Source organism: Micromonospora sp. WMMB235 (assembly GCF_001855515.1).
Lineage (GTDB): Bacteria > Actinomycetota > Actinomycetes > Mycobacteriales > Micromonosporaceae > Micromonospora > Micromonospora aurantiaca.
The window spans coordinates 6,511,185-6,533,169 of record NZ_MDRX01000001.1; the positions used below are offsets into that span (position 1 = coordinate 6,511,185).

Genomic DNA, 21,985 nt, shown 5'->3' on the forward strand with positions numbered 1-21,985 from the left:
GCCACGCCGTGACGGCGGGCGAGGAAGAATGGCCCCATGGCGTACGACGCGTTGGTGCTGGTCTCCTTCGGTGGCCCGGAGCGGCCCGAGGACGTTCTCCCGTTCCTGCAGAACGTGACCCGGGGGCGGGGGGTGCCCCCGGAGCGGCTCGCCGAGGTCGCCGAGCACTACCTGCACTTCGGCGGGGTGTCGCCGATCAACCAGCAGTGCCGCGACCTGCTCGCCGCGATCCGCGAGGACTTCGCCGCCAACGGCGTCGACCTGCCGGTCTACTGGGGCAACCGCAACTGGGATCCGATGCTCGCCGACACCGTCGCGCGGATGCGCGACGACGGGATCACCCGGGCGCTGGCGTTCGTGACGAGCGCGTACGGCGGCTACTCGTCCTGCCGGCAGTACCAGGAGGACATCGCCTCGGCCCGCGCCGCGGTCGGCCCGGACGCCCCGCTGATCGAGAAGCTGCGCCAGTTCTGGGATCACCCCGGCTTCATCGAGCCGCACGCCGACGCGGTCCGCGCCGCGCTGGCCCAGCTCGACCCGGCGAAGCGGGACAGCACCCGGCTGGTCTTCACCGCGCACTCCGTACCGATGTCGGCGGCGGCCACCGCCGGCCCGCACGGCGGCCGCTACACCGCCCAGCTCGAGGAGGTCGCCCGGCTGGTGCACGCCGCGGCCGCGCCCGACCTGGCGTACGACCTGGTCTGGCAGAGCCGGTCCGGGCCGCCGCAGGTGCCGTGGCTGGAGCCGGACGTCAACGACCACCTGGCCACGCTGCCCGAGCAGGGCGTGACGAGCGTGGTGGTCAGCCCGATCGGGTTCGTCTCCGACCACCTGGAGGTGGTGTGGGACCTGGACACCGAGGCGCTGGAGACGGCCAAGCAGCTCGGCCTGGACTTCGTCCGCGCCGGCACCCCGGGGGTCGACCCGCGGTTCGTGGCGATGGTCCGCGAGCTGGTCGGAGAGCGCACCGCCCCAAACGGGGAGCGGCTGCGCCGCCGACTCGGCGAGCTGCCCGCCTGGGACACCTGCCCGGCGTTGTGCTGCGTGCCCCCGGCCCGCCGGCCCTGAGCCCGACCCGACGACACCCCTGGGGACGACACGATGCTTGACCGCAAGCCGGTGCAGAGCTGGCTCACCGACATGGACGGCGTGCTGGTGCACGAGGGGCAGCCGGTGCCCGGCGCCCCGGAGTTCGTCAAGAAGCTGCGCGCCTCCGGCAAGCCGTTCCTGGTGCTGACGAACAACTCCATCTACACCCCGCGCGACCTCCAGGCCCGGCTGGCCCGGATGGGGCTGGACGTGCCGGAGGAGGCGATCTGGTCCTCGGCGCTGGCCACCGCCCAGTTCCTGGCCGACCAGCGGCCGGGCGGCACCGCGTACGTGATCGGTGAGGCCGGCCTGACCACGGCGCTGCACGCGGTGGGGTACATCCTGAGCGACTTCGCCCCGGACTACGTGGTGCTGGGGGAGACGCGCACCTACAGCTTCGAGGCGATAACCAAGGCGATCCGGCTGATCAACGACGGCGCCCGGTTCATCTGCACCAACCCCGACGCCACCGGCCCGTCGGTGGAGGGCGCGTTGCCGGCTGCCGGTTCGGTGGCGGCGATGATCTCGAAGGCGACAGGCGTCGACCCGTACTTCGTGGGCAAGCCCAACCCGATGATGATGCGCTCGGCGCTGAACACCATCGACGCGCACTCCGAGTCGACCGCGATGATCGGCGACCGGATGGACACCGACATCCTGTGCGGCCTGGAGGCCGGGCTGGAGACGATCCTGGTGCTCACCGGCATCAGCAGCCGGACCGAGGCGGAGCGGTACCCGTACCGTCCGTCGCGGATCGTCGACTCGGTGGCCGACCTGATCGACGAGGTCTGAGCCGGGGTCTGCGGCGCTAGAGCCGAAGCGGCGCGTTGCAGGCGGCCACCAGGGCCTGCCGGCACGCGGTGGTGAGCGGACGCAGCGCCGCGTCCCGCTGCTGCGCCTCGTAGGTGTTGACCGCGCCGCCCGGTGCGCTCTCGCCGGCCAGCGCGAGCACCCGGTCCAGCACCGCGGCGCGGGCGAACAGGCGGCGGGCCCGCGGATCGAAGCCGGGCGGCAGGTCGGTGGCGCCGTCCGGGCGGCGCAGCGCGGCGAGCGCACCGGCCAGCTCCGGCCGCCACTGCGCGACGTCCAGCCGGGTCAGCGTCGCGGTGGTCTCGGCCAGCACGGCGGCGAGTTCGGCCTCGGCCTCCGCCGCACCCGGCGTGGCCAGAGACGCCTTCGGTGCGTCCGCCGGCAGCGGATGGACCCGCCAGAGCACCGTCTCCCAGGTCATCCCCGAGCCGGACGTGTGCGTACGGACCTCGGGCACCAGCCCCATCCCGCTCGCCACCACCGCCTCGCCCGCCACCAGCGCCGCCCCGGCGAATGCGCCCGGGCCGGGCAGGCCGCGCGGGTCGCCGGGCGCGGGCAGCACCAGGCGGATGTCGTCGGGTGAATGCTTGGCGAGGCTGGGCAGGGCCTCCCGCAGCGACACGTCGGTCCAGGTGCCCGGGGCGTCGGCGACGAGGTGCTCCTCGTCGCCGGCGACGGCGTCGGCCACCTCGTCGAACGGCACCAGGCCGGCGCGCCAGGCACGCACCCAGGCGACGAACCGGCTCGACCGGCGCGCAGCCAGCGTGGCCGCGCCCGTTGCGGGGGAGGACATGCGGAAAGGGTACGTGCTCCGCGCCGCTGCTGTCTCGGCTGCCGCACCGGCGGCGCGACCTGGCCCCAACTACCCCCTTCGCACCGTTTCGTGCCGACGGATGACGGCCCGGTCGGCGCGTCGCCGGGCGACACGCCGGGGCACTGGTTAGCGTCAGCGGCATGGCGGGGCGATACGACGGGGACGTGCTGGCCGGCGACTGGCGACGACGGAAGGTGACCCCCGAGGTCGACGCCGAACCCGACCTGGTGGTCGAGGACGCCGACTCCGGGTTCTGCGGCGCCGTCGTCGGCTTCGACTCCGGCGCGGTGGTGCTGGAGGACCGGCACGGCCGGCGGCGCAACTTCCCGCTGCTGCCCGCCGCGTTCCTGCTCGACGGCAAGCCGGTCACGCTACGACGGCCGGTCCGCGTCCCGGTGCCCGCCGCGCGCCGGCGTACCGCGTCCGGGTCGATCGCTGTGGACGGCGTACGGGCGCAGGTCGCCAAAGCCAGCCGGATCTGGGTCGAAGGTGTGCACGACGCCGCGCTGGTCGAGCGGATCTGGGGTGACGACCTGCGCATCGAGGGCGTGGTGGTGGAACCGCTGGACGGCATCGACGCGCTCGCCGACGAGGTGCGCGCGTTCGGCCCCGGCCCGGGGCACCGGCTCGGCGTGCTCGTCGACCACCTCGTGCCCGGCTCGAAGGAGAGCCGCATCGTGGCCCGCGTGAACTCGCCGCACGTGCTGGTGACCGGGCACCCGTACGTCGACGTGTGGCAGGCGGTACGCCCGGCGGCGCTGGGTATCGCGGCGTGGCCAGTGGTGCCTCCGGGGCAGCCCTGGAAGGAGGGCGTCTGCGCGGCGCTCGGGGTGGGCGAGCCGGCCGACATGTGGCGGCACATCCTGTCCCGGGTGAACAGTTTCGCCGACGTCGAGACGCCGCTGATCAACGCGATGGAGCGCCTGATCGATTTCGTCACCGAGCCCGGGTGACCCGTCGCTGCCCGGTCGTGGTCGCTGTCAGGCTGTGGTCGCTGTCAGGGCTGTGGTTGCGGTTGGGGTCCGGGGGCGACCGTGCCCGGCTCCGGGCGGTCAGGCTTGGTCCCTGCGCCGGTCACGGTCGCCCCCGGACCCGCCGTGCACCGACCCCGCCCGCCCCGAACCCCTCGTCTCCGGTCCCGGGCGCCTCTCGCCAGGTTGATCAAGGAGTTTGTGGGCGTATCGGAGATCAACGCCGACACAAACTCCTTGATCACCGGGGTGAGGGTGGCCGGAGTGTGCGTCGATCTTGCAGTTGTGGTCCGCGTGGATCGGGCATATGGGGCGAAGTGCGGGCCGCAAGTGCAAGATCGACGGGGGCGAGGCGAGGCGGGGTGGGGCGTGGTGGGGGCGGGCGCGGGTGGGGCGTCGGGCGGGGCTGTCAGGGGAGTTCGTCGGGGGTGCGGGTCAGGACGAATGTGGCTATGTCCAGGGCTGTCGGGGTGCCGGAACCGTCTCGGATGACGGTGAGGATCTCGCCGTCCTGGGAGCCGGATCGGCCCCGCCACCGGTCCGGGCCCTCCGGGGTGAACCGGAGCACCGGCCTGCCCACCTGACCGCCGACCAGGTCACCGGCGGCGTCGACGCGGAACTCGTACTCGCCGCCCATCCACCACCAGCGGCCGGTCAGCGCGGCCACGTCGGCGGCGGGCGGGCCGGCCGGGCGCCAGGGGGCGGGCGCGGCCGGTTCGGCGTCCAGCACCAGCGTGAGCGCCTCCCGGCCGAGCGCGCCGACGTGGTGGCCGCGCAGCCCGTACGCGTTGGCGAAGTTGACCACTGCGGTGCGGGTGGGCCGGTGCACGGCCAGGCCGGCGACGTACCCGGGCATGGAGCCGCCGTGCCCGACGTACACCCGGTCGCCGACCCGGTAGAGCTCCACGCCGAGGCCGTGGCCGCCGGTCCACGAGTCCAGGTCGTTGATCACCACTGGGGCGCACATCTCGGTGAGCGTGGCGGGGGAGAGCACCGCCGGGTCCGGGTCGGCCAGGAACGCCGCCCAGCGGCCCAGGTCCTCGACCGTCGACCAGAGCTGCCCGGCCGGGGCCATCGCCCCGGTGTCGGTACGCGGCTCCTCCCGCAGCGTCTCGTGCCAGGGGTGGACGACGTAACCGGGGGCGTACGGCTCGGTGGGGTGGTACGTGGTGCGGCGCATGCCCAGCGGTGTCAGCAGCCGCTCGGTCAGCAGGTCCGCCCACGGGGTGCCGGTGATCCGTTCCAGCACGGCGCCGAGCAGCCCGTACGCCAGGTTCGAGTAGTGGTAGACGAAGTGCGGCGGATGAGCGATCTTGTCCGGCGTCAGCCCGGCCAGCAGCGTGTCCAGGTCCGTGCCCTCGGCGCGCTCCCACCAGTCGCCGTCCGGCTCGCGTTGCAGGCCGCTGACGTGCCCGAGCAGGTGGCGCACCGTCACCGTGCCGACCGGGGTGCCGGGCAGGTGGGCGTCGAGCGGGTCGTCGAGCGCCAGCCGGCCGGCGTCGCGCTGCTGCATCACCAGCACCGCGGTCATGGTCTTGGTGATCGAGCCGACCCGGTACTGGAGGTCGCCGTCCGGGCGGGGCGTCTCACCGGCGACCGCCAGGTGCGCCAGCCGGCCGTCGCGGACCACGCCGAGGGCGAGCGAGGGACCGCGCCCCTCGGCCTGGGCCCGGGCGACCAGCAGGTCCACCTGACGCGCGGTCTCGGGCAGCAGGGGCATGTCGTCCTCCTCGTCGGCGGGTGCCGCGGTACGCCGTGCCGAGCCTAGCGATCATGACAGTTCGATGACACGTGCGTTGACGTGTCAGGATTGTTCTCGTGGACGCCGTGTTCTGGATCGTTCTGGGTGTGGTATTAGCGGTCGCCGAGATCTTCACGACGACGCTCTTCCTGATCATGTTCGGGGTCGGGGCGTTCGCCGCCGCCGGCGCCGCGGCGCTCGGTGCGCCGGTGGCGCTCCAGGCGGTGGTCTTCGCGGCGGTGTCGGCGCTGTCGGTGGCGGTGGTCCGTCCGGTGGTCCGGCGGCACGCCCGGCCGACGCTGGAGACCGGGGAGCAGCCGTTCGGGGTCGAGGCGCTGGAGGGGGCCACCGCCGTGGTCCTGGAGCCGGTCGACGCCGACCGGGGCATGGTCAAGATCGATGGTGAGCTGTGGACGGCCCGCTCGTACGACGCGACGCGCACGTACGCCGAGGGTGAGCGGGTGCAGGTGATCAAGGTCCGGGGCGCTACCGCCCTGGTATGGCAGGACGACATTTCCACCCCGGGTGAGCTGCCCGAAGCGAAAAGGTGAACGGTATGGAGTTTCTGGCGATCCTGATGATCGCGGTGGCGTTGATCGGTGTGGTGACGCTGTTCAAGGCGGTGCGGATCGTGCCGCAGCAGCGTCAGGACGTGGTGGAGCGGCTGGGCCGGTACAAGCGCACGCTGAACCCGGGCCTTAACCTGCTGGTGCCGTTCGTCGACGCGGTGCGCACCAAGGTCGACATGCGCGAGCAGGTGGTCAGCTTCCCGCCCCAGCCGGTGATCACCTCCGACAACCTGGTCGTCTCGATCGACACGGTCCTCTACTTCAAGGTGGTCGACTCGGTTCGCGCCACCTACGAGATCTCCAACTTCCTCCAGGCCATCGAGCAGCTCACCGTCACCACGCTGCGTAACGTGATCGGCTCGCTCGACCTGGAGCGCGCGCTGACCAGCCGCGAGGAGATCAACCGGCACCTGTCCGGCGTGCTGGACGAGACCACCGGCCGCTGGGGCATCAAGGTGACCCGGGTCGAGATCAAGGCGATCGAGCCGCCGCCGAGCATCCGCGACTCGATGGAGAAGCAGATGCGCGCCGAGCGGGACCGCCGTGCCGCGATCCTCAACGCCGAGGGGCACAAGCAGTCGCAGATCCTCACCGCCGAGGGTGAGAAGCAGGCCGCGGTGCTGCGTGCCGACGGTGACCGGCAGGCCCGGATCCTCCAGGCGGAGGGCCAGGCCAAGGCGATCCGTACCGTCTTCGACGCGATCCACACCGCCAACCCGAGCCAGAAGGTGCTCGCCTACCAGTACCTCCAGGCGCTGCCGCAGATCGCCAACGGCACCGCCAACAAGGTCTGGATCGTCCCGACCGAGCTGACCAAGGCCCTGGAGGGCATGGGCGGCGCGCTGGGCGGGCTCGCGAACATGGCCGGCGACGTGCCGTCGCCGGAGGCCGCCAAGAGCGCCGGCGAGGTCGAGCGGGAGGCCGCCGAGGCCGCCCAGGCCGCGGCCGTCGCGGCCCAGGAGATCCACGACGAGGTACGCGTGGCGGAGGCGCAGGCCACCGGCGGCAACAACCCGAAGGGTCTGCCCGCGCCGGAGCCGGTGTCCCCGGCCAGCCTGGTGAACGACCCGGCGGACCAGCGCGAGCGGGGCTGACCGGCAAATCCGAGAATCCCTCATACGGCGCTCCGGCGACTGCCACCATCGGTTTCAGGACGGGTGGTGAGCAGGGCCGGAGCGCCGTTTGCGCGTCCCGGGCCGCCCGTGGCGCGAACGAGGTGAGGCATGAAGGACCCGGCGAACCGGCTGTTCTCCCGTACCCCGGTCCCCGGCGCGCACGACCCCGCCGGTCCGATCGGCTCCCGGCGTACCGGAGGGGGTTTCGGGGTCCTGCCGTTCGTCTCCGAACCCGGCCCGGGAGCGCCGGCGACCGACGCGACCTGGGCCTGGTCGATCCGCCGGTTCGCCCGCGCGGCGGTCTGGCTGCTCCCGGCGTACGCGGTCCTCTACGGCCTGGTGGCGATGGCCAGCGACGGCGGTGTGGGCAACGACCCGTATCCGGCCGACGGCCGGCCGCTCTACCTGGTCGGCTGGGTCGCCTCGGTGTGGCTGGGGCTGCTCGCCCTGCTCGCGCTCACCGGCCTGCTCGCCGCCACCCGCTGCCGCCGCGTCGCGCTGGCCGGGCTGCTGGCGAGCATCGGCGGGATGGTGCTGATGCTGCCGTTCGCCGGGCTGGCCGAGCAGACGCCGGTGTTCGGCGTGACCGCGCGCGGCATCGTGCTGTTCGGCGCCACCCTCTACAGCGTGGGCTGGTTCCTGACCGGCTGGTCGGTCGCCCGGTCCGGGATGTTCTCCTACGGCGACGGGACCATGCTGATGATCGCCGCCCCGCTGCTCGGCCTGGGCGGCGCGCTGATCGGCTCGCTCCAGACGTTCGGCGCGATCTTCGTGCTGGTCGCCGGCATCGGCATCGGCTACCGCAGCGGCCGCCTGGTGCCCGAGACCATCGCCCGGGACGCCGCAGCCGCCAGCGTCGCCGCCGCACCGGTGCCGCCGACGTCACCGAAGGGCCCACTCGGCGCCGGATGACCGGTTCGTCCGGCCGCCGGGAGCTGAACGGTTGCCGTGAGGTAACTGACAGTTGCCTGGCGAGGTGGCCGGTAGGCGGCTTTCGTGGCAATCCTGGAGTCCATGCCGTCTCCCAGGTCGCCGCTGTCGCGGCTGTTCACCGTGCTGCTGGCCGGCCTGCTCGCCGGGCTCGTCCTCGCGCTCGCCGCGCTTCCCGGCGGCCTGCTCGGCGGGTTCGCCGCGCGGGCCGCGCTCGGCGCGTACGCGGACCTGCCCGACGCGCTGCGCACCCCCGTGCAGCCGCAGCGCTCCTACCTCTACGCCAACGACGGCACCACCCTGATCACCACGTTCTACGACGTGAACCGCACCGACGTGTCGCTGGACGAGATCGCCCCGGTGATGCGGCAGGCGATCATCGCGGCCGAGGACCGGCGGTTCTACTCGCACGGCGGCGCTGACCTGCGCGGCATCGCCCGCGCGCTGGTGGCGAACGTCAAGGGCGGCGGCACCGAGCAGGGCGGGTCCACGCTGACCATGCAGTACGTCCGCAACGTGCTCAAGACCGACCCGAACCGCACCCCGGAGGAGCGGCAGGCCGCCACCGAGCAGACCGTCGGGCGCAAGCTCCAGGAGATCCGGTACGCGAACGCGCTGGAGCAGTCGCTCTCAAAGGACGAGATCCTCAACCGCTACCTCAACATCGCGTACTTCGGCTCCGGCGCGTACGGCGTCGCCGCCGCGAGCCAGCGCTACTTCGGCAAGGCCCCGGCCGACCTGACGCTGGGCGAGGCGGCGCTGCTCGCCGGCCTGGTCCAGTCGCCCGACGCGTACAGCCCGATCGACGGCGACAAGGACCAGGCGCTGGCCCGGCGCGGGTACGTGCTCGACGCGATGGCCGAGACCGGCGCGATCACCGCGCAGCAGGCCGCCGCGGCGAAGACCGAGGCGCTGACGCTGCGCCCCACCGCCCAGCCCAACGGCTGCACCGCCACCGCCCAGGGGCACGACGACTGGGGCTTCTTCTGCGACTACCTGCGCCGCTGGTGGCTCACCCAGCCGGCCTTCGGCAGCACGCCCGAGGAGCGGGAGCAGGCACTGCGCCGGGGCGGTTACCGCGTCGTCACCACGCTCGACCCGGAGATCCAGCAGACCGCGCAGGAGCAGGCCACCAAGGTCTACGGGTACGGCAACAAGCGGGCGCTGCCGATCGCGGCGGTCGAGCCCGGCACCGGCCGGGTGCTCGCCATGGCGGTGAACCGGCACTACAGCCTCGACGCCAACCCGGACGGGCAGGCCAACCACCCGAACACGGTCAACCCGCTGATCTCCGGCGGCGCCAGCGTCGACGGCTACCAGGCCGGCTCGACGTTCAAGATGTTCACCATGCTGGCCGCGCTGGAGGCCGGCAAGCCGCTGTCCACCGGCTTCGACGCCCCCAGCAGGCTGCCCACCCGGTACGCCTCGGACGACGAGGGCAACTGCGACGGCACGTGGTGCCCGGCGAACGCCAACCCGCAGTGGATGGACGGCTACCGGATGATGTGGGACGGCTTCGGCCGCTCCGTCAACACGTACTTCGTCTGGCTGGCCGAGCAGGTCGGCGAGGACAAGGTGGTGGAGATGGCCCAGCGCCTCGGCATCACCTTCCGGGCCGACTCCGACGCCGCGTTCGCCCGCGACAACGCCGCCAACTGGGGCGCGTTCACGCTCGGCGTCGCCGCCACGACCCCGCTGGACCTGGCGAACGCGTACGCCACGGTGGCCGCCGAGGGCACGTACTGCACGCCGCTGCCGGTGGTCTCGGTGACCGCGCCGGACGGCGGCGCCGTCGACGTGGCGCAGCCGTCCTGCAAGCGGGTGCTCGAACCGGACGTGGCCCGCGCCGCCACCGACGCGGCCCGCTGCCCGGTCGGCCAGCAGTCCGCGTTCGACCAGTGCAACGGCGGCACCGCCACCGCCGTCGACCGGATCGTCGGCCGCCCGGTGGCCGGCAAGACCGGCAGCTCGGAGCGCAACGCCACCGAGACGTTCGTCGGCTACACCCCGCAGGTCGCGGTGGCAGGCATCGCCGCCAACCCGGACGACGTCACCGACCTGGTCGGCTCCGCCGTGCAGGCCAAGGTGATCGACGCGGTGGCCCGGACCATCAAGACGGCGCTCGCCGGCAAGCCGGTGGCCGACTTCACCGCGCCGAGCCGGGCGCTGGTCGGCGACCCGCAGCGCCCGCAGCCGCCCCGCCGGACCGAGCCGGACCGCCGCGAGCAGCGCCAGGACAGCGAGCTGCCCTCCGACGTGCTGCGCTGGCTGCGCGGCCGCGGGTAAGGAAGGGCCCCTTCTTAACGCCTCCGGTAGAGGAAGGGCCCCTTCTTAACGCCGCGCCGCGGCGCCGGACCCGCAACCGCGTCGACGGCCGCGTCCACGACCGCGTCGAGGGCGGCGGCCACCTCGTCCGGGGTGCCGTCGCCGCCGAGCGTGACGAACGAGCCGAACTCCGGCAGTGCCCGGTAGGCGGCGTCCAGCGCGCGCAGGTGCGCCAGCTCCTCGGTGTCGATGCCCCGCGCGGCCACCCGCCGCTGCGCCACCCCGGGCGAGGTGGCGAGGAAGCACACCACCGCCGGGCGCGGGAAGACGGCGTACGCGGCGCGCACCGCGCGCCGTCCCCGGTCGCCGCGGGCCGCCATGATCACGTCCTGGCACCAGGTCCACCGGTCCAGCACCGCCACCCGTCCGGTCAGGCGGGCCACCGCGACGGTCCGGGCCATCGCCGCCGCGCGCACCGTCGCCTCCAGCGCCGGATAGACGGTACGGCCGAACAGCGCCATCCCGTCGGTGCGGCCGAGCGCCCGCGCCAGCCGGTTCCACAGCGGCCGCCCACCGGCGTTCTCGAAGTACCGAGCCCGGACGCCCTGCTCGCGCAGCCGCGCCGCCAAAGCCCTGGCCTGGGTGGTCTTGCCGGAGCCGTCGACGCCGATCAGCGCGATCATCACGGGGCGGCCCATGGGCCCGGACGCTAACGCACCCGGACAACTCTCCACGGCACGTGTCGGATCCGGCCGGGCGGCTCCGACCCACCGGTGAGCGTGTCCGACCGGGACGCGCCGATACGCGGAGGAGCAGCGCATGGGCAACGTCGTCTACGGGGTGCACACGTCGGTCGACGGCTTCATCGAGGGCCCGAACGGCGAGTTCGACTGGCCGGAGATGGGGGAGGAACTGTCCGCGTACTCGATCGGGCTGGCCGAGCGGGCCGACGCCTTCGTCTACGGGCGGCGGGTGTGGGAGATGATGTCCTCCTACTGGCCGCAGGTCGAGTCGATCTCCGACCACCCGCACGACCTGGCGTTCGCGCCGATCTGGCGGCGTACCCCGAAGATCGTGGTCTCCCGCACGCTCGCCGAGGCCTCCCACGGCGCCGTGGTGGTCGGCGGCGGCGACCTGGCGAAGGAGTTCGCCGAGGTCCGTGAGCGGTTCCCCGGCGACCTGCTGGTCACCGGCGGCACCGGCGCGGCGACGGCCTTGGCCGCGCTCGGGCTCGTCGACACCTACGAGGTGATCGTGCACCCGGTGGTGCTCGGCGGCGGACGGCAGGTGCTGCCCGGCCTGGCCCGGCAGAGCCTGCGGCTGGTCGAGACGCGCCGGTTCGACGGACGGTCGGTGCTGCTGCGCTACGGGCGGGCCTGACGCCTCAGCGGCCCCGGCGGCGGGGCCGGTACGTGGCGAGCGCGGCCGGCACGCCGCGCCGCATGATGCCGGCCCGGTCGCTGTCCCCGCGCAGCACCGCGGCGGCGGTCTTGCGGGCCTGCTCGACGGTGAAGTGCGGCGGCAGCATCAGCTCGGCCGGGTCCACCACGGCGTTCACCACCACCGGGCGGTCCGCGTCGAGCACCCGCTGCCACAGGCCGTCCACCCGGTCGGGGGAGTCGACCAGCTCACCGCCGAGGCCCAGCACCTCGGCCCACCTGTGGTACGCGACGTCCGGCAGGTCCTGGCTGTCCGGGAACATCGGCGTGCCCTCGCCGGACCGCTGCTCCCAGCTGACGAAGGCCAGATCCCGGTTGTTGAGCACCAGCACCACGAACCGGGGGTCGGCCCACTCCCGCCAGTACCTCGCCACCGTGATCAGCTCGTTGACGCCGTTCATCTGCATCGCGCCGTCGCCGAGCAACGCGATCACCGGCCGGTCCGGGTGGGCGAACTTCGCCGCCAGCGCGTACGGCATGCCGCCGCCCATTGAGAGCAGCGTGCCGGAGAGGCTGGCCAGCATGCCGGGGCGGACCCGCACGTGCCGGGCGTACCAGGCGGTGGCGGTGCCGCAGTCCACGGCGAGCATGGCGTCGCCCGGTAGCGAGTCGTCGAGCGAGGTGAACAGCGACTGCGGGTTGACCGGGTCGGCCGGCTGGGCGGCGACCTCGCGTTGCGAGGCCCGCCACTTGCCGGTGGCGTCGGCGAGGGTGGCCCGCCAGGCGGTCGGGCCCGGCCCCGGGCCCAGCTCCTTGAGCAGGGCGCGCAGCGTCGGCCCGGCGTCACCGGTCAGGTTCACCTCGGTCGGGTAACGCAACCCCATCCGGGTGCCGTCGATGTCGATCTGCACCGCCCGGGCCTGGCCCTCCGGCGGGTAGAACTCCGAGTACGGCATCTGGCTGCCGACGATCAGCAGCCTGTCGCACTCGCGCATGAGCTGCCAGCTCGGCCGGCTGCCGAGCAGGCCGATCGCGCCCGTCACCCAGGGCTGCCGGTGGTCGACGGCGGTGAAGCCGAGCAGCGCGGTGGCGACCCCGGCGCCGAGGCGGTCGGCGATCCGGCGTACCTCGTCCTCGGCGCCCAGCGCGCCCTGCCCGACCAGCATCGCCACCCGCTCGCCGCCGCGCAGCACCTCGGCGGCGCGGCGCACGTCGGCCTCCGGCGGCACCGTCGGCTCGCTGCTCGGCACCGCGCTGGTGTGGTAGTAGCCGTGGGCGTGCGGCGGGTGCGGCACCGCCGGCAGGTCCTGCACGTCGGAGGGCAGGACCAGGGCGGTCACGGTACGCCGGGCCAGCGCCGTGCGGCAGGCCCGGTCGACCAGGTGCCGGGCCTGCGACGGGTCGTCGAGCTGGGCCAGAAACGCCGACGCCACATCTTTGTAGAGGGAGAGCAGGTCCACCTCCTGGTAGTAGCCGCCGCCCTCGGCGGGCAGCGCGGTGTGCCCGAGCAGCGCCACCACCGGCTGGTGGTCGAGCTTCGCGTCGTAGAGGCCGTTGAGGGCGTGGATCGCGCCGGGGCCGCTGGTCACCACCACGCAGCCGAGCGGGCCGCCGCCGTACTTGACGTGCGCGCCGGCCGCGAAACCGGCCGTCTCCTCGTGCCGGACCTGGATGAACCGGGCCCGCCCCTCGGCCCGCTGCAACGCCGAGGTCATGCCGTTGATCCCGTCGCCCGGGTAGCCGTAGTAGCGGTGCACGCCCCACTCGGCGAGCCGGGCCACCAGGTAGTCGGCGACGGTGGCGTCGCGGGGGAGGTTGCCGTCGTGATCCGCGCCCATCGTGGTCCCTCCGTCACCGTCGGCCTTCCGGCTCCGTTCCCCGCCCGGGACGACGGAAACCCGGCCCGCGCCGGAGCGGCCGGGCGGGCCGGGCAGAATCGCCTGGTGCCCGTCCACGAGATCACCGACCCCGACGACGACCGGATCGCCGACTACCGCGCGCTCACCGACGTGGAGCTGCGTACCCGCTGGGAACCGCCGCACGGGCTGTTCATCGCCGAGGGGGAGCTGGTGCTGCGGCGGGCGCTGCGGGCCGGCTACCCGGCCCGGTCGTACCTGGTCGACGCCAAGCGGGTGGACCAGCTCGCCGACCTGGACACCGGTGACGCGCCGGTGTACGCGGCGACGCCGGACGTGCTCCAGCGCGCCACCGGTTTCCACGTGCACCGGGGCGTGCTCGCGTCGTTCCACCGCAAGCCGCTGCGCTCCGCCGACGAGGTGCTCGCCGCCGCCCGGCGGGTGGTGATCCTGGAGGACGTCAACAACCACACGAACCTGGGCGCGATCTTCCGGGGCGCCGCCGCGCTCGGCGTCGACGCGGTGCTGCTGTCCCCGACCTGCGCCGACCCGCTGTACCGGCGCAGCGTACGGGTCAGCATGGGCGAGGTGTTCGCGGTGCCGTACGCCAAGCTCGACAGCTGGCCCGGCGGGCTGGACCAGGTCCGGGCGGCCGGGTTCACGGTGCTCGCGATGACACCGGCGCCTGATGCCGTACCGATGCGGCGGCTGACCCCGGCGCAGCGCGAGCGGGCGGCGTTGCTGCTCGGGGCGGAGGGGCCGGGGCTGACCGCGGCGGCGCAGGCCGCCAGCGACGTGCGGGTGGTGATCCCGATGCGGCGCGGTGTGGACTCGCTGAACGTGGCGGCCGCCGCGGCGGTGGCGTTCTGGGAGCTGGGGCGGGACGACGCGCTCTGACGTACGGCTTGCATGACCATGCGAGACCGTGCATAATCTTCCTTGTGTCCAAGGTTCTCACCTCCCTGCCCATCGGCGAACGTGTCGGCATCGCCTTCTCCGGCGGCCTCGACACCTCGGTAGCCGTCGCGTGGATGCGCGACAAGGGCGCCGTCCCCTGCGCCTACACCGCTGACATCGGCCAGTACGACGAGCCCGACATCGCCTCGGTGCCCGGCCGCGCGCTCAGCTACGGCGCCGAGGTCGCCCGCCTCGTCGACTGCCGCGCCGCCCTGGTCGAGGAAGGGCTGGCAGCGCTGACCTGCGGCGCCTTCCACATCCGCTCCGGCGGGCGGGCCTACTTCAACACCACGCCGCTGGGCCGGGCCGTGACCGGCACGCTGCTGGTCCGCGCGATGATCGCCGACGACGTGCAGATCTGGGGCGACGGCTCGACGTTCAAGGGCAACGACATCGAGCGGTTCTACCGGTACGGCCTGCTGGCGAACCCGCAGCTGCGGATCTACAAGCCGTGGCTGGACACCGACTTCGTCACCGAGCTGGGCGGCCGCACCGAGATGTCGGAGTGGCTGCTGGAGCGCGGCCTGCCCTACCGGGACAGCACCGAGAAGGCGTACTCCACCGACGCCAACATCTGGGGCGCCACCCACGAGGCCAAGACGCTCGAACACCTGGACACCGGCATCGAGACCGTCGAGCCGATCATGGGCGTCAAGTTCTGGGATCCGTCCGTGGAGATCCCGGCCGAGGACGTCACCATCGGCTTCGACCAGGGCCGCCCGGTGACGATCAACGGCAAGGAGTTCGGCAGCGCCGTCGACCTGGTGCTGGAGGCCAACGCCATCGGCGGCCGGCACGGCCTGGGCATGTCCGACCAGATCGAGAACCGGATCATCGAGGCCAAGAGCCGCGGCATCTACGAGGCCCCCGGCATGGCGCTGCTGCACGCCGCGTACGAGCGGCTCGTCAACGCGATCCACAACGAGGACACGCTCGCGAACTACCACAACGAGGGCCGCCGCCTCGGCCGCCTCATGTACGAGGGCCGCTGGCTGGACCCGCAGGCGCTGATGCTGCGCGAGTCGTTGCAGCGCTGGGTCGGCACGGCGGTCACCGGCGAGGTCACGCTGCGGCTGCGCCGGGGCGAGGACTACTCGATCCTGGACACCACCGGCCCGGCGTTCAGCTACCACCCGGACAAGCTGTCGATGGAGCGCACCCAGGACTCGGCGTTCGGCCCGGCCGACCGGATCGGCCAGCTCACCATGCGCAACCTCGACATCGCCGACTCCCGGGCCAAGCTGGAGCAGTACGCCTCCGTCGGCATGGTCGGCGGCGGCACCCCGCAGCGGATCGTCGGCGCCGCCCAGGCGGCCTCGACCGGGCTGATCGGCGCCATGCCGCAGGGCGGCGCGGAGGCCATCGCCTCCCGGGGCGTGCCCACCGCCGAGGACGAGGCGCTCGACCGGGCCGCGATGGAGTTCGGCGTCGACTGATCGCCGCCGTCCGCGGACCGTCGTCCCTCCGGGCAGCGGTCCGCGGCTCGTCTCACCTGACCGCCCGCCGGTCCCGCCTCCCCGCGGGCCGGCGGGCGGTGTGGCTTTCGGCAACGGTGGTGACGCAGGGTAGCGTGTCGCCCGTGTTCCCTACCGTGCGTGAGGTGCTGGACCTGGTGCCCGTGCGCCACGGCGCGCCGCGCCTGGTCGCGGGGAACGCCGGGCTGGACCGGTCGGTGCGCTGGGTGCACATCGCCGAGGTGCCCGACATCGCCACCCTGCTCGGCGGCGGGGAACTGGTCCTCACCACCGGGATCGGCCTTCCCGGCGACGACGCCGGCCTCCGCGAGTTCATCGGCGCCCTGGCCGACGTCGGCGTCTCCGGGCTGGTGGTCGAACTGGGCCGCCGCTATGTCAGCGGAGTGCCACGCGTGATGGCCGCCGCCGCCGAACGACGTGGCCTGCCCCTGATCGAGCTGCGCCGGGGCACACCGTTCGTCCGGATCACCGAGGCGGTGCACGCGCTGATCGTCGACGCCCAGCTCACCGAGCTGCGCGCCACCGAGGAGATCCACCAGCGGTTCACCGAACTGTCGGTGGAGGGCGCCGAACCGGCCGAGGTGCTGCGGCAGGCCGCCGAACTGGCCGGCTGCCCGATGGTGCTGGAGAACCTGTCCCGGCAGGTGCTCGCGTACGACCCGGCGGGGGAGAACGCCCAACTGCTGCTGGACGGCTGGGAACGGCACTCGCGGCAGATCCGCCCGCCCGGGCGCACCGCGTACGACCCGGACAGCGGCTGGCTCGTCACCATAGTGGGCGCGCGGGGACAGGACTGGGGACGGCTGCTGCTGCGCTGGCCGGCCACCGAGTCCACCCCGCCGACCCGGCTGACCATCCTGATCGAACGGGCCGCCTCCACGCTGGCGCTGGGCCGGCTGATCCGGCGCGACGCCGAGGGCCTGGAACGGCAGATCCACCGTACGCTGCTGACCGCCCTGATCGACCACACCCGTCCGGTGGACGAGGTGGCGCTGCGCGCCAAGGCGCTCGGCGTCGTCCTGGACCGCCGCCACCTGGTCGGCGTCGTGGTCCGGCACCGCGCCGACGAGCCGTCCGGTGACACGGGCGCCCCCGACGACGAGCCGGCTGCCCGCCGGGGCGCGCGCCGCGACACCGACGCCGAGGACCCGGAAGCCGGCCCCGCCCGGCTGCGCGACCTCGCCGAGGCGGTCAGCCAGGCCGTCCGGGACGCCAAGCTCACCGCGCTGACCAGCCCGCTCGACGACCAGGCCGTGGGCGCGCTGCTGGCGCTCCCCGACCCGGCCGCCGAGGAGAAGGCACTGTCCGCGTTCGCCGCGGCGTTGCGCCGGGTACGCCTCGACGCCGCCCCCGCCGCCCGCCCGGCGTCCCGCCCGTCGGAGTCGCCTGACCGGCCCGCCGGACGGGCCGTGACATCGGGGAGCGCGCGACCGGCCGACGCGCCGCCCCGGGCCGCGATCGTGGTGGCGGCCGGGTCCGGTGTGAGCAGCCTGCGCGAGGCACGCCGGTCACTGATCGAGGCGCGGCAGGTGGCGGAGGCGGCGCGGCGGGATCCCCGGGACCTGCCCTGCTACCGGCTGCCGCACGTGGGGCTGGCCGGGCTGCTGCACCTCTTGCGTGACGAGCCCCGGTTGCAGACGTTCGTCGAGCGTGAACTCGGGCCGCTGCTCGCCTACGACGCCCAGCACCCGCGGGAGCAGTTGCTCGGCACGCTGCGGGCGTACCTGGAGCAGGGGCGCAACAAGTCGGCCGGCGCGGCCGCCGCGCACCTGTCCCGGCCGGCGTTCTACGAACGGCTGGCCCGCATCGGCCGCATCCTCGACGCCGACCTCGACTCGGTGGACAGGTGCCTGTCCCTGCACGTGGCCCTGCTCGCCCTGGACGCCATCCGCACCCCCTGACGCCGCCCGGGCCAAACCCTGCCCGTCCCGCCCTCCGCCCCTCCGCGCTGTCCCGCGTCGATCTTGGAGTTGTGGCGCCCGTAATGCCCCTGAAGCGAGGTCTGCGCGGTGCCACAACTCCAAGATCGATGACGTGTGGGCGGTCAGGTCAGGGCGGTCAGGGTCTTGGCGTAGAGGGCGGGGACGTAGTTGTCGCCGCCGGGGGTGAACACGTCGGAGGTGGCCGCCGCCTGCCAGGCGGTGTCGGGCAGTGCCGCCACCAGAGCGCGCACCACCGGGACGTCGCGCCACTGGTCCTGCTGGGCGAGCAGGCTCAGCGCGACCACCGACTCCTCCACCTCGCCCACGCACTCGAACGGCTTGTGCCCGTCGATGCCGAGCAGCTCCCGGTAGCCGGGGATCTGGGATTCGTCGGCCAGCAGGTCACCGGCGAAGATGCCGGTCAGCCGCTCCCGGGGCATGAACGGCGCCATGGCCAGGAACACGAACCGGCACTTCGGGCAGTCGCGGCACCAGCGCTCGCTCGCGTCGCGCAGCTTGAACGCCGCGTTGCAGCTGGTCACCACCGCGTCGTACCGGTCGATCTCGGCGAACAGCCGGGCGATGTGCAGCTCGGACAGGGAGCGCAGCAACGAGAAGTACGGCTCGGTGAGCCCGGCGTGCTCGGCCAGCGCCGCGCGCAGCAGCCCTTCCGCCTCGACGCCCTTCGACCACTGGTGGTTGATCTCGTGGCCGTTCCAGATCAGGTTCGGGTCGGACGCGGAACGCTCGTTCGACATCACCACCGGGCCGAGCCCGTGCAGGACGGCGGTGGCCACGGCGATCAGCGAGTTGATCGCGGTGACCGGGATGTGCCCGTTGCGCGCGCCTGCCGCGTTCAGCTCGAACAGCACCGGGTCGAGCCGCCGCCGGGCGGCCAGCGGCACCAGGTCGGACGCCTCGTTCACCGACACGATCACGTGGTTCGGGTTGACCGAGAACGGCACCGGGTCGAGGCCGGCGCGGCGCAGCGCCTCCAGCGTGACGATGGAGTCCTTGCCTCCGCCCACCGCCGACAGCGGACGACGGTCGGAGTTGTCCACCGGCACCGCCGGGTCCACGGTGCCCGACGGCACCTCGGGACGCAGTTCCAGCACGTGCGGCAGCTCGTTGCGGTACGCGTACTCGGCGAGGCCCTTGGTGTAGACGGCGGTGACCAGCGCGACGGCGGCGGCGCCCAGCGGTGCGGGCAGCACCAGCCGGGGCGGCGCGGCGGCCTTGTAGTAGCTGACGCCGGCGACCACGTGCAGCAGCTCCAGCACCCGGGCCAGGGTGGCCGCTGTGGCGTCGGAGACCGGCTCGGCCGGCAGCGGAAGCGTGATCACCTCGGTGAACCGCTGCTCGCCGCCGGGACCGGTCAGGGCGTAGTCGAACAGGACCTCGCCGGTGGCGAAGTCGATCGAGTAGGACGGGAAGGTGAAGGCGTCCATCCGCCGCAGCTGCTCGTTGGGCACACGCCATACTAGGCCCTGGTTCGTCCGTCCGTGTCCGGCTGGGCCGGACCCTGCCCGCCGTCGACCGAGTCCGAGGAGAGCCCGTGCGCCTGTCTGATCTGCGCGGACGTCATGTCGCCGTCTGGGGTGCCGGCCGCGAGGGCCGGGCCGCGGTGACCGCGATCGCCGCGCACGGGCCGGCCGGCCTGGTCGTCGTCGACGACAGCGCCAACTTCCTCACCCTGCCCTGGGACGGTCCGCTGGCCGCCGCGCCGCTCGTCACCGGCGAGGAGGGATTCGAACGCCTCGCAGCCGCCGACGTGGTGGTCCGCTCGCCGGGTGTGCCGAACACCCACCCGTGGATGGTGGAGCTGCGCCGCCGGTCAGTGCCCGTCACGCAGGGCAGCGCGCTGTGGATGGCCGACCACGCGGACCGGACCGTCGGGGTGACCGGCAGCAAGGGCAAGAGCACCACGTCCAGCCTGATCAGTCACCTGCTCACCGCGATGGACCGGCCGAACGTGTTCGGCGGCAACATCGGGGTGCCGCTGCTGGACCTGCCCGAGGCGGAGCTGTACGTGCTGGAGCTGTCCAGCTACCAGTGCTCCGACCTGACCGACTCGCCGCGGGTGGCGGTGGTGACCGCGCTGTTCCCGGAGCATCTGGACGCGCACGGCGGTGAGCGGGAGTACTACCGGGACAAGCTGAACCTGATCGCGCACGGCCCGCACGCCGTGGTGGTCAACGGCGCCGACCCGCGGCTGGCGGCGGAGCTGGGCGACCGTGCGGCGGTACGCGTCGGCTCGCCGGACACCACGCATGTGGCCACCGGGCCGGACGGCACGCAGTGGTTCCACCTGCGGGACACGCCGCTGTTCCCGCGCGCCGTGCTGCCGCTGGTCGGGCGGCACAACGAGGGCAACCTCTGCGTCGCGCTGGCGGTGCTGGACGCGCTCGGCGTCGATGTGGTGGCGCGCAAGGACAGCCTCGCCGTGGCGGTCGCCGAGTTCCAGGGCCTGGCGCACCGGCTCACCGAGATCGCCGATCCGTCCGGGCTGACGTTCGTCGACGACACGCTCGCCACCAGCCCGTACGCGGCCATGCACGCGATCGACGCGTACGAGGGACGGCCGCTGACCGTGATCGTCGGCGGGGCCGACCGAGGGCTGGACTACAGCCCGCTGCGTGCGCACCTGGCCGGCCGGGAGATCACAGTGATCGGCGTGCCGGACAGCGGCCCCCGCATCGTGGAGGCGCTGTCCGGGCTGCCGTCGGTGCGTACCGAACTGGCCGACGACCTGGTCGCCGCCGTCGGGCTGTCCCGCAAGCTCACCCCGGCCGGCGGGGTGGTGCTGTTGTCCCCGGCGGCGCCGAGCTACGGCCGGTTCCGCAACTTCGAGCACCGCTCCGAGGTGTTCGCGCAGGCGGTCGCCGACACCGCCCGCTGAGTCAGCCGCGCTCCGCCCGCGTGTGCCGCGGCGGCCCCGGCTCGGCCGACAGGATCGCGTCGAGGGACTCGGTGGGCGCCGAGCTGTCGACCGGCTCGCGCGGTGCCGGCGCGACCTCGGTTTGCGCGGCCGCCGGGCCGACGTCGGTCGCCCGGCGCTTGACCGGCGTCCACGCGAACGCGAGCGCGCCGCCGACGAGCGCCAGCAGCATGCCGATCAGGAACCCGCCCAGGTTCGAGGTGAGCCAGGAGACCAGCCCGAGCACGAGCGAGAGCACCGCGTAGAAGACGCGTTGCTGCGGCGTGGTGATCAGCAGCACGCCGCAGATCACCAGGACCAGGGGGACCAGGTACGCGGCCAGCCCTTGCGGCCCGACGTGCAGCAGCACCCCGAGCGGCGCGCGCAGCGTCACGAGCATCTCCGCGCCGCCGAGCGCGATGAGCAGCCCGGCGGTGAACGGCCGCGCCCGGCGCCAGCGCCGCCAGCGTGTACGGACGCCGGCGGCGGGCGCCGAGTGCTGTCCTGCGGTCACGTCAGCACCCTTCGGAGCTGAAGCCCATGCGCAGGTTGGGCAGCGTGAAGACGGCGGCGGTGGTGGCGTAGTTGTTCTGCCGCAGGTTGGTGATGGTCACGGTGTCGGCCTGCTGGGCGAACACGCCCGGGTTGCCCTTGACCCCGGGGACCTTGTCGACGGTGCTGGCGTCCTGCCCGACGTCGATGTTCTTGAAGGAGGCGTTACCGGCGATCTCGTCGCCGTCGACCACGAGCGTGCGGGCGGTCACCGGCTTGCCGGAATTGCCGGCGGTGATCCGCAGGTTGGTCCCGCCCAGGTTGATGCTCTGGCAGAGATTGGTCAGCTCGGCCTTGTCGATCGCCGAGACGATCACGAGCACCTGCCCGCCGGTGTCGCCCTGGTTGGGGCTGTCCGGGATCATCTGGTCGAGCGTGGCGAACTGCTCGAACCCGGTGCCCTCCAGCTTGTCGGCGGTGACAGTGAACGGCATGCCCGAGATGGCGAACTGCGCGCCGAGCACACCCTGCGCGGTCAGCACCACCATGCCGGCCGCGCCGGCCGCCACGGCGCCGAACGTGACAGCGAACCGGCGCCAGCGTACGCCGCTTCTCGGTTGATCGGTCTCGATCTGCTCGATCTGCTCCGACATGCCGGCCCCTTTCGAGATCAATTCATCTGC

The 21,985-nt window shown here is 73.3% G+C and carries 19 protein-coding genes; 12 read left to right on the forward strand and 7 right to left on the reverse strand.

Annotation, left to right across the window (positions count from 1 at the left end; all coding sequences use genetic code 11):
- Window positions 1–36: 36 nt before the first annotated feature.
- Complete coding sequence (locus tag BFV98_RS29140; protein WP_071098457.1) at window positions 37–1,068, forward strand: ferrochelatase; 1,032 nt, start codon at window positions 37–39, stop codon at window positions 1,066–1,068.
- A gap of 33 nt (window positions 1,069–1,101) precedes the next feature.
- The gene (locus tag BFV98_RS29145) at window positions 1,102–1,881 is read left to right on the forward strand and encodes an HAD-IIA family hydrolase (protein WP_013287369.1); all 780 of its coding nucleotides are present in this window, start codon (window positions 1,102–1,104) and stop codon (window positions 1,879–1,881) included.
- Between the two features lie 16 nt (window positions 1,882–1,897).
- Here BFV98_RS29145 and BFV98_RS29150 read toward each other — a convergent pair whose 3' ends face one another.
- Window positions 1,898–2,692: a hypothetical protein gene (locus BFV98_RS29150; RefSeq protein ID WP_013287367.1), complete on the reverse strand. Its 795-nt coding sequence runs from the start codon at window positions 2,690–2,692 to the stop codon at window positions 1,898–1,900.
- A gap of 161 nt (window positions 2,693–2,853) precedes the next feature.
- On the opposite strand from BFV98_RS29150, the gene BFV98_RS29155 reads away from it, so the two are divergent.
- Entirely contained in the window at window positions 2,854–3,666 is an 813-nt protein-coding gene (locus BFV98_RS29155) for a DUF3097 domain-containing protein (protein WP_071098459.1), read from the forward strand.
- 427 nt (window positions 3,667–4,093) lie between these two features.
- Here the strand turns inward: BFV98_RS29155 and BFV98_RS29160 are convergent, their stop codons facing one another.
- Window positions 4,094–5,404, reverse strand: a complete 1,311-nt coding sequence (locus tag BFV98_RS29160; protein ID WP_071098461.1) for a serine hydrolase — start codon at window positions 5,402–5,404, stop codon at window positions 4,094–4,096.
- A 98-nt stretch (window positions 5,405–5,502) separates the two neighbouring features.
- Between BFV98_RS29160 and BFV98_RS29165 the strand changes: the two genes are divergently transcribed.
- The 4 genes from BFV98_RS29165 to BFV98_RS29180 all read left to right on the forward strand — a co-directional run bounded on the left by BFV98_RS29165 (window position 5,503) and on the right by BFV98_RS29180 (window position 10,325).
- Window positions 5,503–5,976, forward strand: a complete 474-nt coding sequence (locus BFV98_RS29165; protein ID WP_013287364.1) for an NfeD family protein — start codon at window positions 5,503–5,505, stop codon at window positions 5,974–5,976.
- 5 nt (window positions 5,977–5,981) lie between these two features.
- A complete protein-coding gene (locus tag BFV98_RS29170) occupies window positions 5,982–7,088 on the forward strand; it encodes an SPFH domain-containing protein (protein ID WP_013287363.1) in 1,107 nt (368 codons plus the stop codon).
- A 129-nt stretch (window positions 7,089–7,217) separates the two neighbouring features.
- Window positions 7,218–8,021 (forward strand): hypothetical protein, encoded by an 804-nt coding sequence (locus BFV98_RS29175; protein WP_013475946.1) that lies wholly within the window; start codon window positions 7,218–7,220, stop codon window positions 8,019–8,021.
- Window positions 8,022–8,123: 102 nt separating this feature from the next.
- Window positions 8,124–10,325, forward strand: a complete 2,202-nt coding sequence (locus tag BFV98_RS29180) for a transglycosylase domain-containing protein (protein WP_030272709.1) — start codon at window positions 8,124–8,126, stop codon at window positions 10,323–10,325.
- Between the two features lie 14 nt (window positions 10,326–10,339).
- Here BFV98_RS29180 and BFV98_RS29185 read toward each other — a convergent pair whose 3' ends face one another.
- The gene (locus BFV98_RS29185) at window positions 10,340–11,002 is read right to left on the reverse strand and encodes a thymidylate kinase (protein WP_071098463.1); all 663 of its coding nucleotides are present in this window, start codon (window positions 11,000–11,002) and stop codon (window positions 10,340–10,342) included.
- Window positions 11,003–11,123: 121 nt separating this feature from the next.
- Between BFV98_RS29185 and BFV98_RS29190 the strand changes: the two genes are divergently transcribed.
- The gene (locus BFV98_RS29190; protein ID WP_071098465.1) at window positions 11,124–11,684 is read left to right on the forward strand and encodes a dihydrofolate reductase family protein; all 561 of its coding nucleotides are present in this window, start codon (window positions 11,124–11,126) and stop codon (window positions 11,682–11,684) included.
- 4 nt (window positions 11,685–11,688) lie between these two features.
- Here the strand turns inward: BFV98_RS29190 and BFV98_RS29195 are convergent, their stop codons facing one another.
- On the reverse strand, window positions 11,689–13,521 hold the full coding sequence (locus BFV98_RS29195) for a thiamine pyrophosphate-requiring protein (protein ID WP_071098466.1): 1,833 nt from the start codon (window positions 13,519–13,521) through the stop codon (window positions 11,689–11,691).
- Window positions 13,522–13,623: 102 nt separating this feature from the next.
- On the opposite strand from BFV98_RS29195, the gene BFV98_RS29200 reads away from it, so the two are divergent.
- Genes BFV98_RS29200 through BFV98_RS29210 form a run of 3 tightly spaced genes read left to right on the forward strand, consistent with a single transcriptional unit; the run spans window position 13,624 to window position 17,872 of the window.
- Window positions 13,624–14,436: a TrmH family RNA methyltransferase gene (locus BFV98_RS29200; RefSeq protein WP_369830092.1), complete on the forward strand. Its 813-nt coding sequence runs from the start codon at window positions 13,624–13,626 to the stop codon at window positions 14,434–14,436.
- A 44-nt stretch (window positions 14,437–14,480) separates the two neighbouring features.
- Window positions 14,481–15,932 carry an argininosuccinate synthase gene (gene argG, locus BFV98_RS29205; protein ID WP_013475951.1) on the forward strand — a complete coding sequence of 484 codons (1,452 nt, stop codon included), beginning with the start codon at window positions 14,481–14,483 and terminating at the stop codon, window positions 15,930–15,932.
- Window positions 15,933–15,988: 56 nt separating this feature from the next.
- Window positions 15,989–17,872: a PucR family transcriptional regulator gene (locus BFV98_RS29210; RefSeq protein WP_369830093.1), complete on the forward strand. Its 1,884-nt coding sequence runs from the start codon at window positions 15,989–15,991 to the stop codon at window positions 17,870–17,872.
- A gap of 143 nt (window positions 17,873–18,015) precedes the next feature.
- Here the strand turns inward: BFV98_RS29210 and BFV98_RS29215 are convergent, their stop codons facing one another.
- Window positions 18,016–19,365 (reverse strand): hypothetical protein, encoded by a 1,350-nt coding sequence (locus BFV98_RS29215; protein ID WP_071098470.1) that lies wholly within the window; start codon window positions 19,363–19,365, stop codon window positions 18,016–18,018.
- Window positions 19,366–19,448: 83 nt separating this feature from the next.
- On the opposite strand from BFV98_RS29215, the gene murD reads away from it, so the two are divergent.
- Window positions 19,449–20,792: a UDP-N-acetylmuramoyl-L-alanine--D-glutamate ligase gene (gene murD / locus BFV98_RS29220; protein WP_071098471.1), complete on the forward strand. Its 1,344-nt coding sequence runs from the start codon at window positions 19,449–19,451 to the stop codon at window positions 20,790–20,792.
- A 1-nt stretch (window position 20,793) separates the two neighbouring features.
- On the opposite strand, the gene BFV98_RS29225 is transcribed toward murD, so the two are convergent.
- Both BFV98_RS29225 and BFV98_RS29230 read right to left on the reverse strand, forming a co-directional pair.
- A complete protein-coding gene (locus tag BFV98_RS29225; RefSeq protein WP_030272721.1) occupies window positions 20,794–21,324 on the reverse strand; it encodes a DUF6114 domain-containing protein in 531 nt (176 codons plus the stop codon).
- A gap of 1 nt (window position 21,325) precedes the next feature.
- Window positions 21,326–21,955: a DUF6230 family protein gene (locus tag BFV98_RS29230; RefSeq protein ID WP_013287351.1), complete on the reverse strand. Its 630-nt coding sequence runs from the start codon at window positions 21,953–21,955 to the stop codon at window positions 21,326–21,328.
- Window positions 21,956–21,985: the final 30 nt, after the last annotated feature.

Coding starts and splice junctions, on each gene's coding strand:
- BFV98_RS29185 (WP_071098463.1), bottom strand. CDS start 11,002: ATGGGCCGCCCCGTGATGATCGCGCTGATCGGCGTCGACGGCTCCGGC.
- BFV98_RS29150 (WP_013287367.1), bottom strand. CDS start 2,692: ATGTCCTCCCCCGCAACGGGCGCGGCCACGCTGGCTGCGCGCCGGTCG.
- BFV98_RS29195 (WP_071098466.1), bottom strand. CDS start 13,521: ATGGGCGCGGATCACGACGGCAACCTCCCCCGCGACGCCACCGTCGCC.
- BFV98_RS29190 (WP_071098465.1), top strand. CDS start 11,124: ATGGGCAACGTCGTCTACGGGGTGCACACGTCGGTCGACGGCTTCATC.
- BFV98_RS29155 (WP_071098459.1), top strand. CDS start 2,854: ATGGCGGGGCGATACGACGGGGACGTGCTGGCCGGCGACTGGCGACGA.
- BFV98_RS29175 (WP_013475946.1), top strand. CDS start 7,218: ATGAAGGACCCGGCGAACCGGCTGTTCTCCCGTACCCCGGTCCCCGGC.
- BFV98_RS29230 (WP_013287351.1), bottom strand. CDS start 21,955: ATGTCGGAGCAGATCGAGCAGATCGAGACCGATCAACCGAGAAGCGGC.
- BFV98_RS29160 (WP_071098461.1), bottom strand. CDS start 5,404: ATGCCCCTGCTGCCCGAGACCGCGCGTCAGGTGGACCTGCTGGTCGCC.
- BFV98_RS29170 (WP_013287363.1), top strand. CDS start 5,982: ATGGAGTTTCTGGCGATCCTGATGATCGCGGTGGCGTTGATCGGTGTG.
- BFV98_RS29180 (WP_030272709.1), top strand. CDS start 8,124: ATGCCGTCTCCCAGGTCGCCGCTGTCGCGGCTGTTCACCGTGCTGCTG.
- BFV98_RS29140 (WP_071098457.1), top strand. CDS start 37: ATGGCGTACGACGCGTTGGTGCTGGTCTCCTTCGGTGGCCCGGAGCGG.
- BFV98_RS29145 (WP_013287369.1), top strand. CDS start 1,102: ATGCTTGACCGCAAGCCGGTGCAGAGCTGGCTCACCGACATGGACGGC.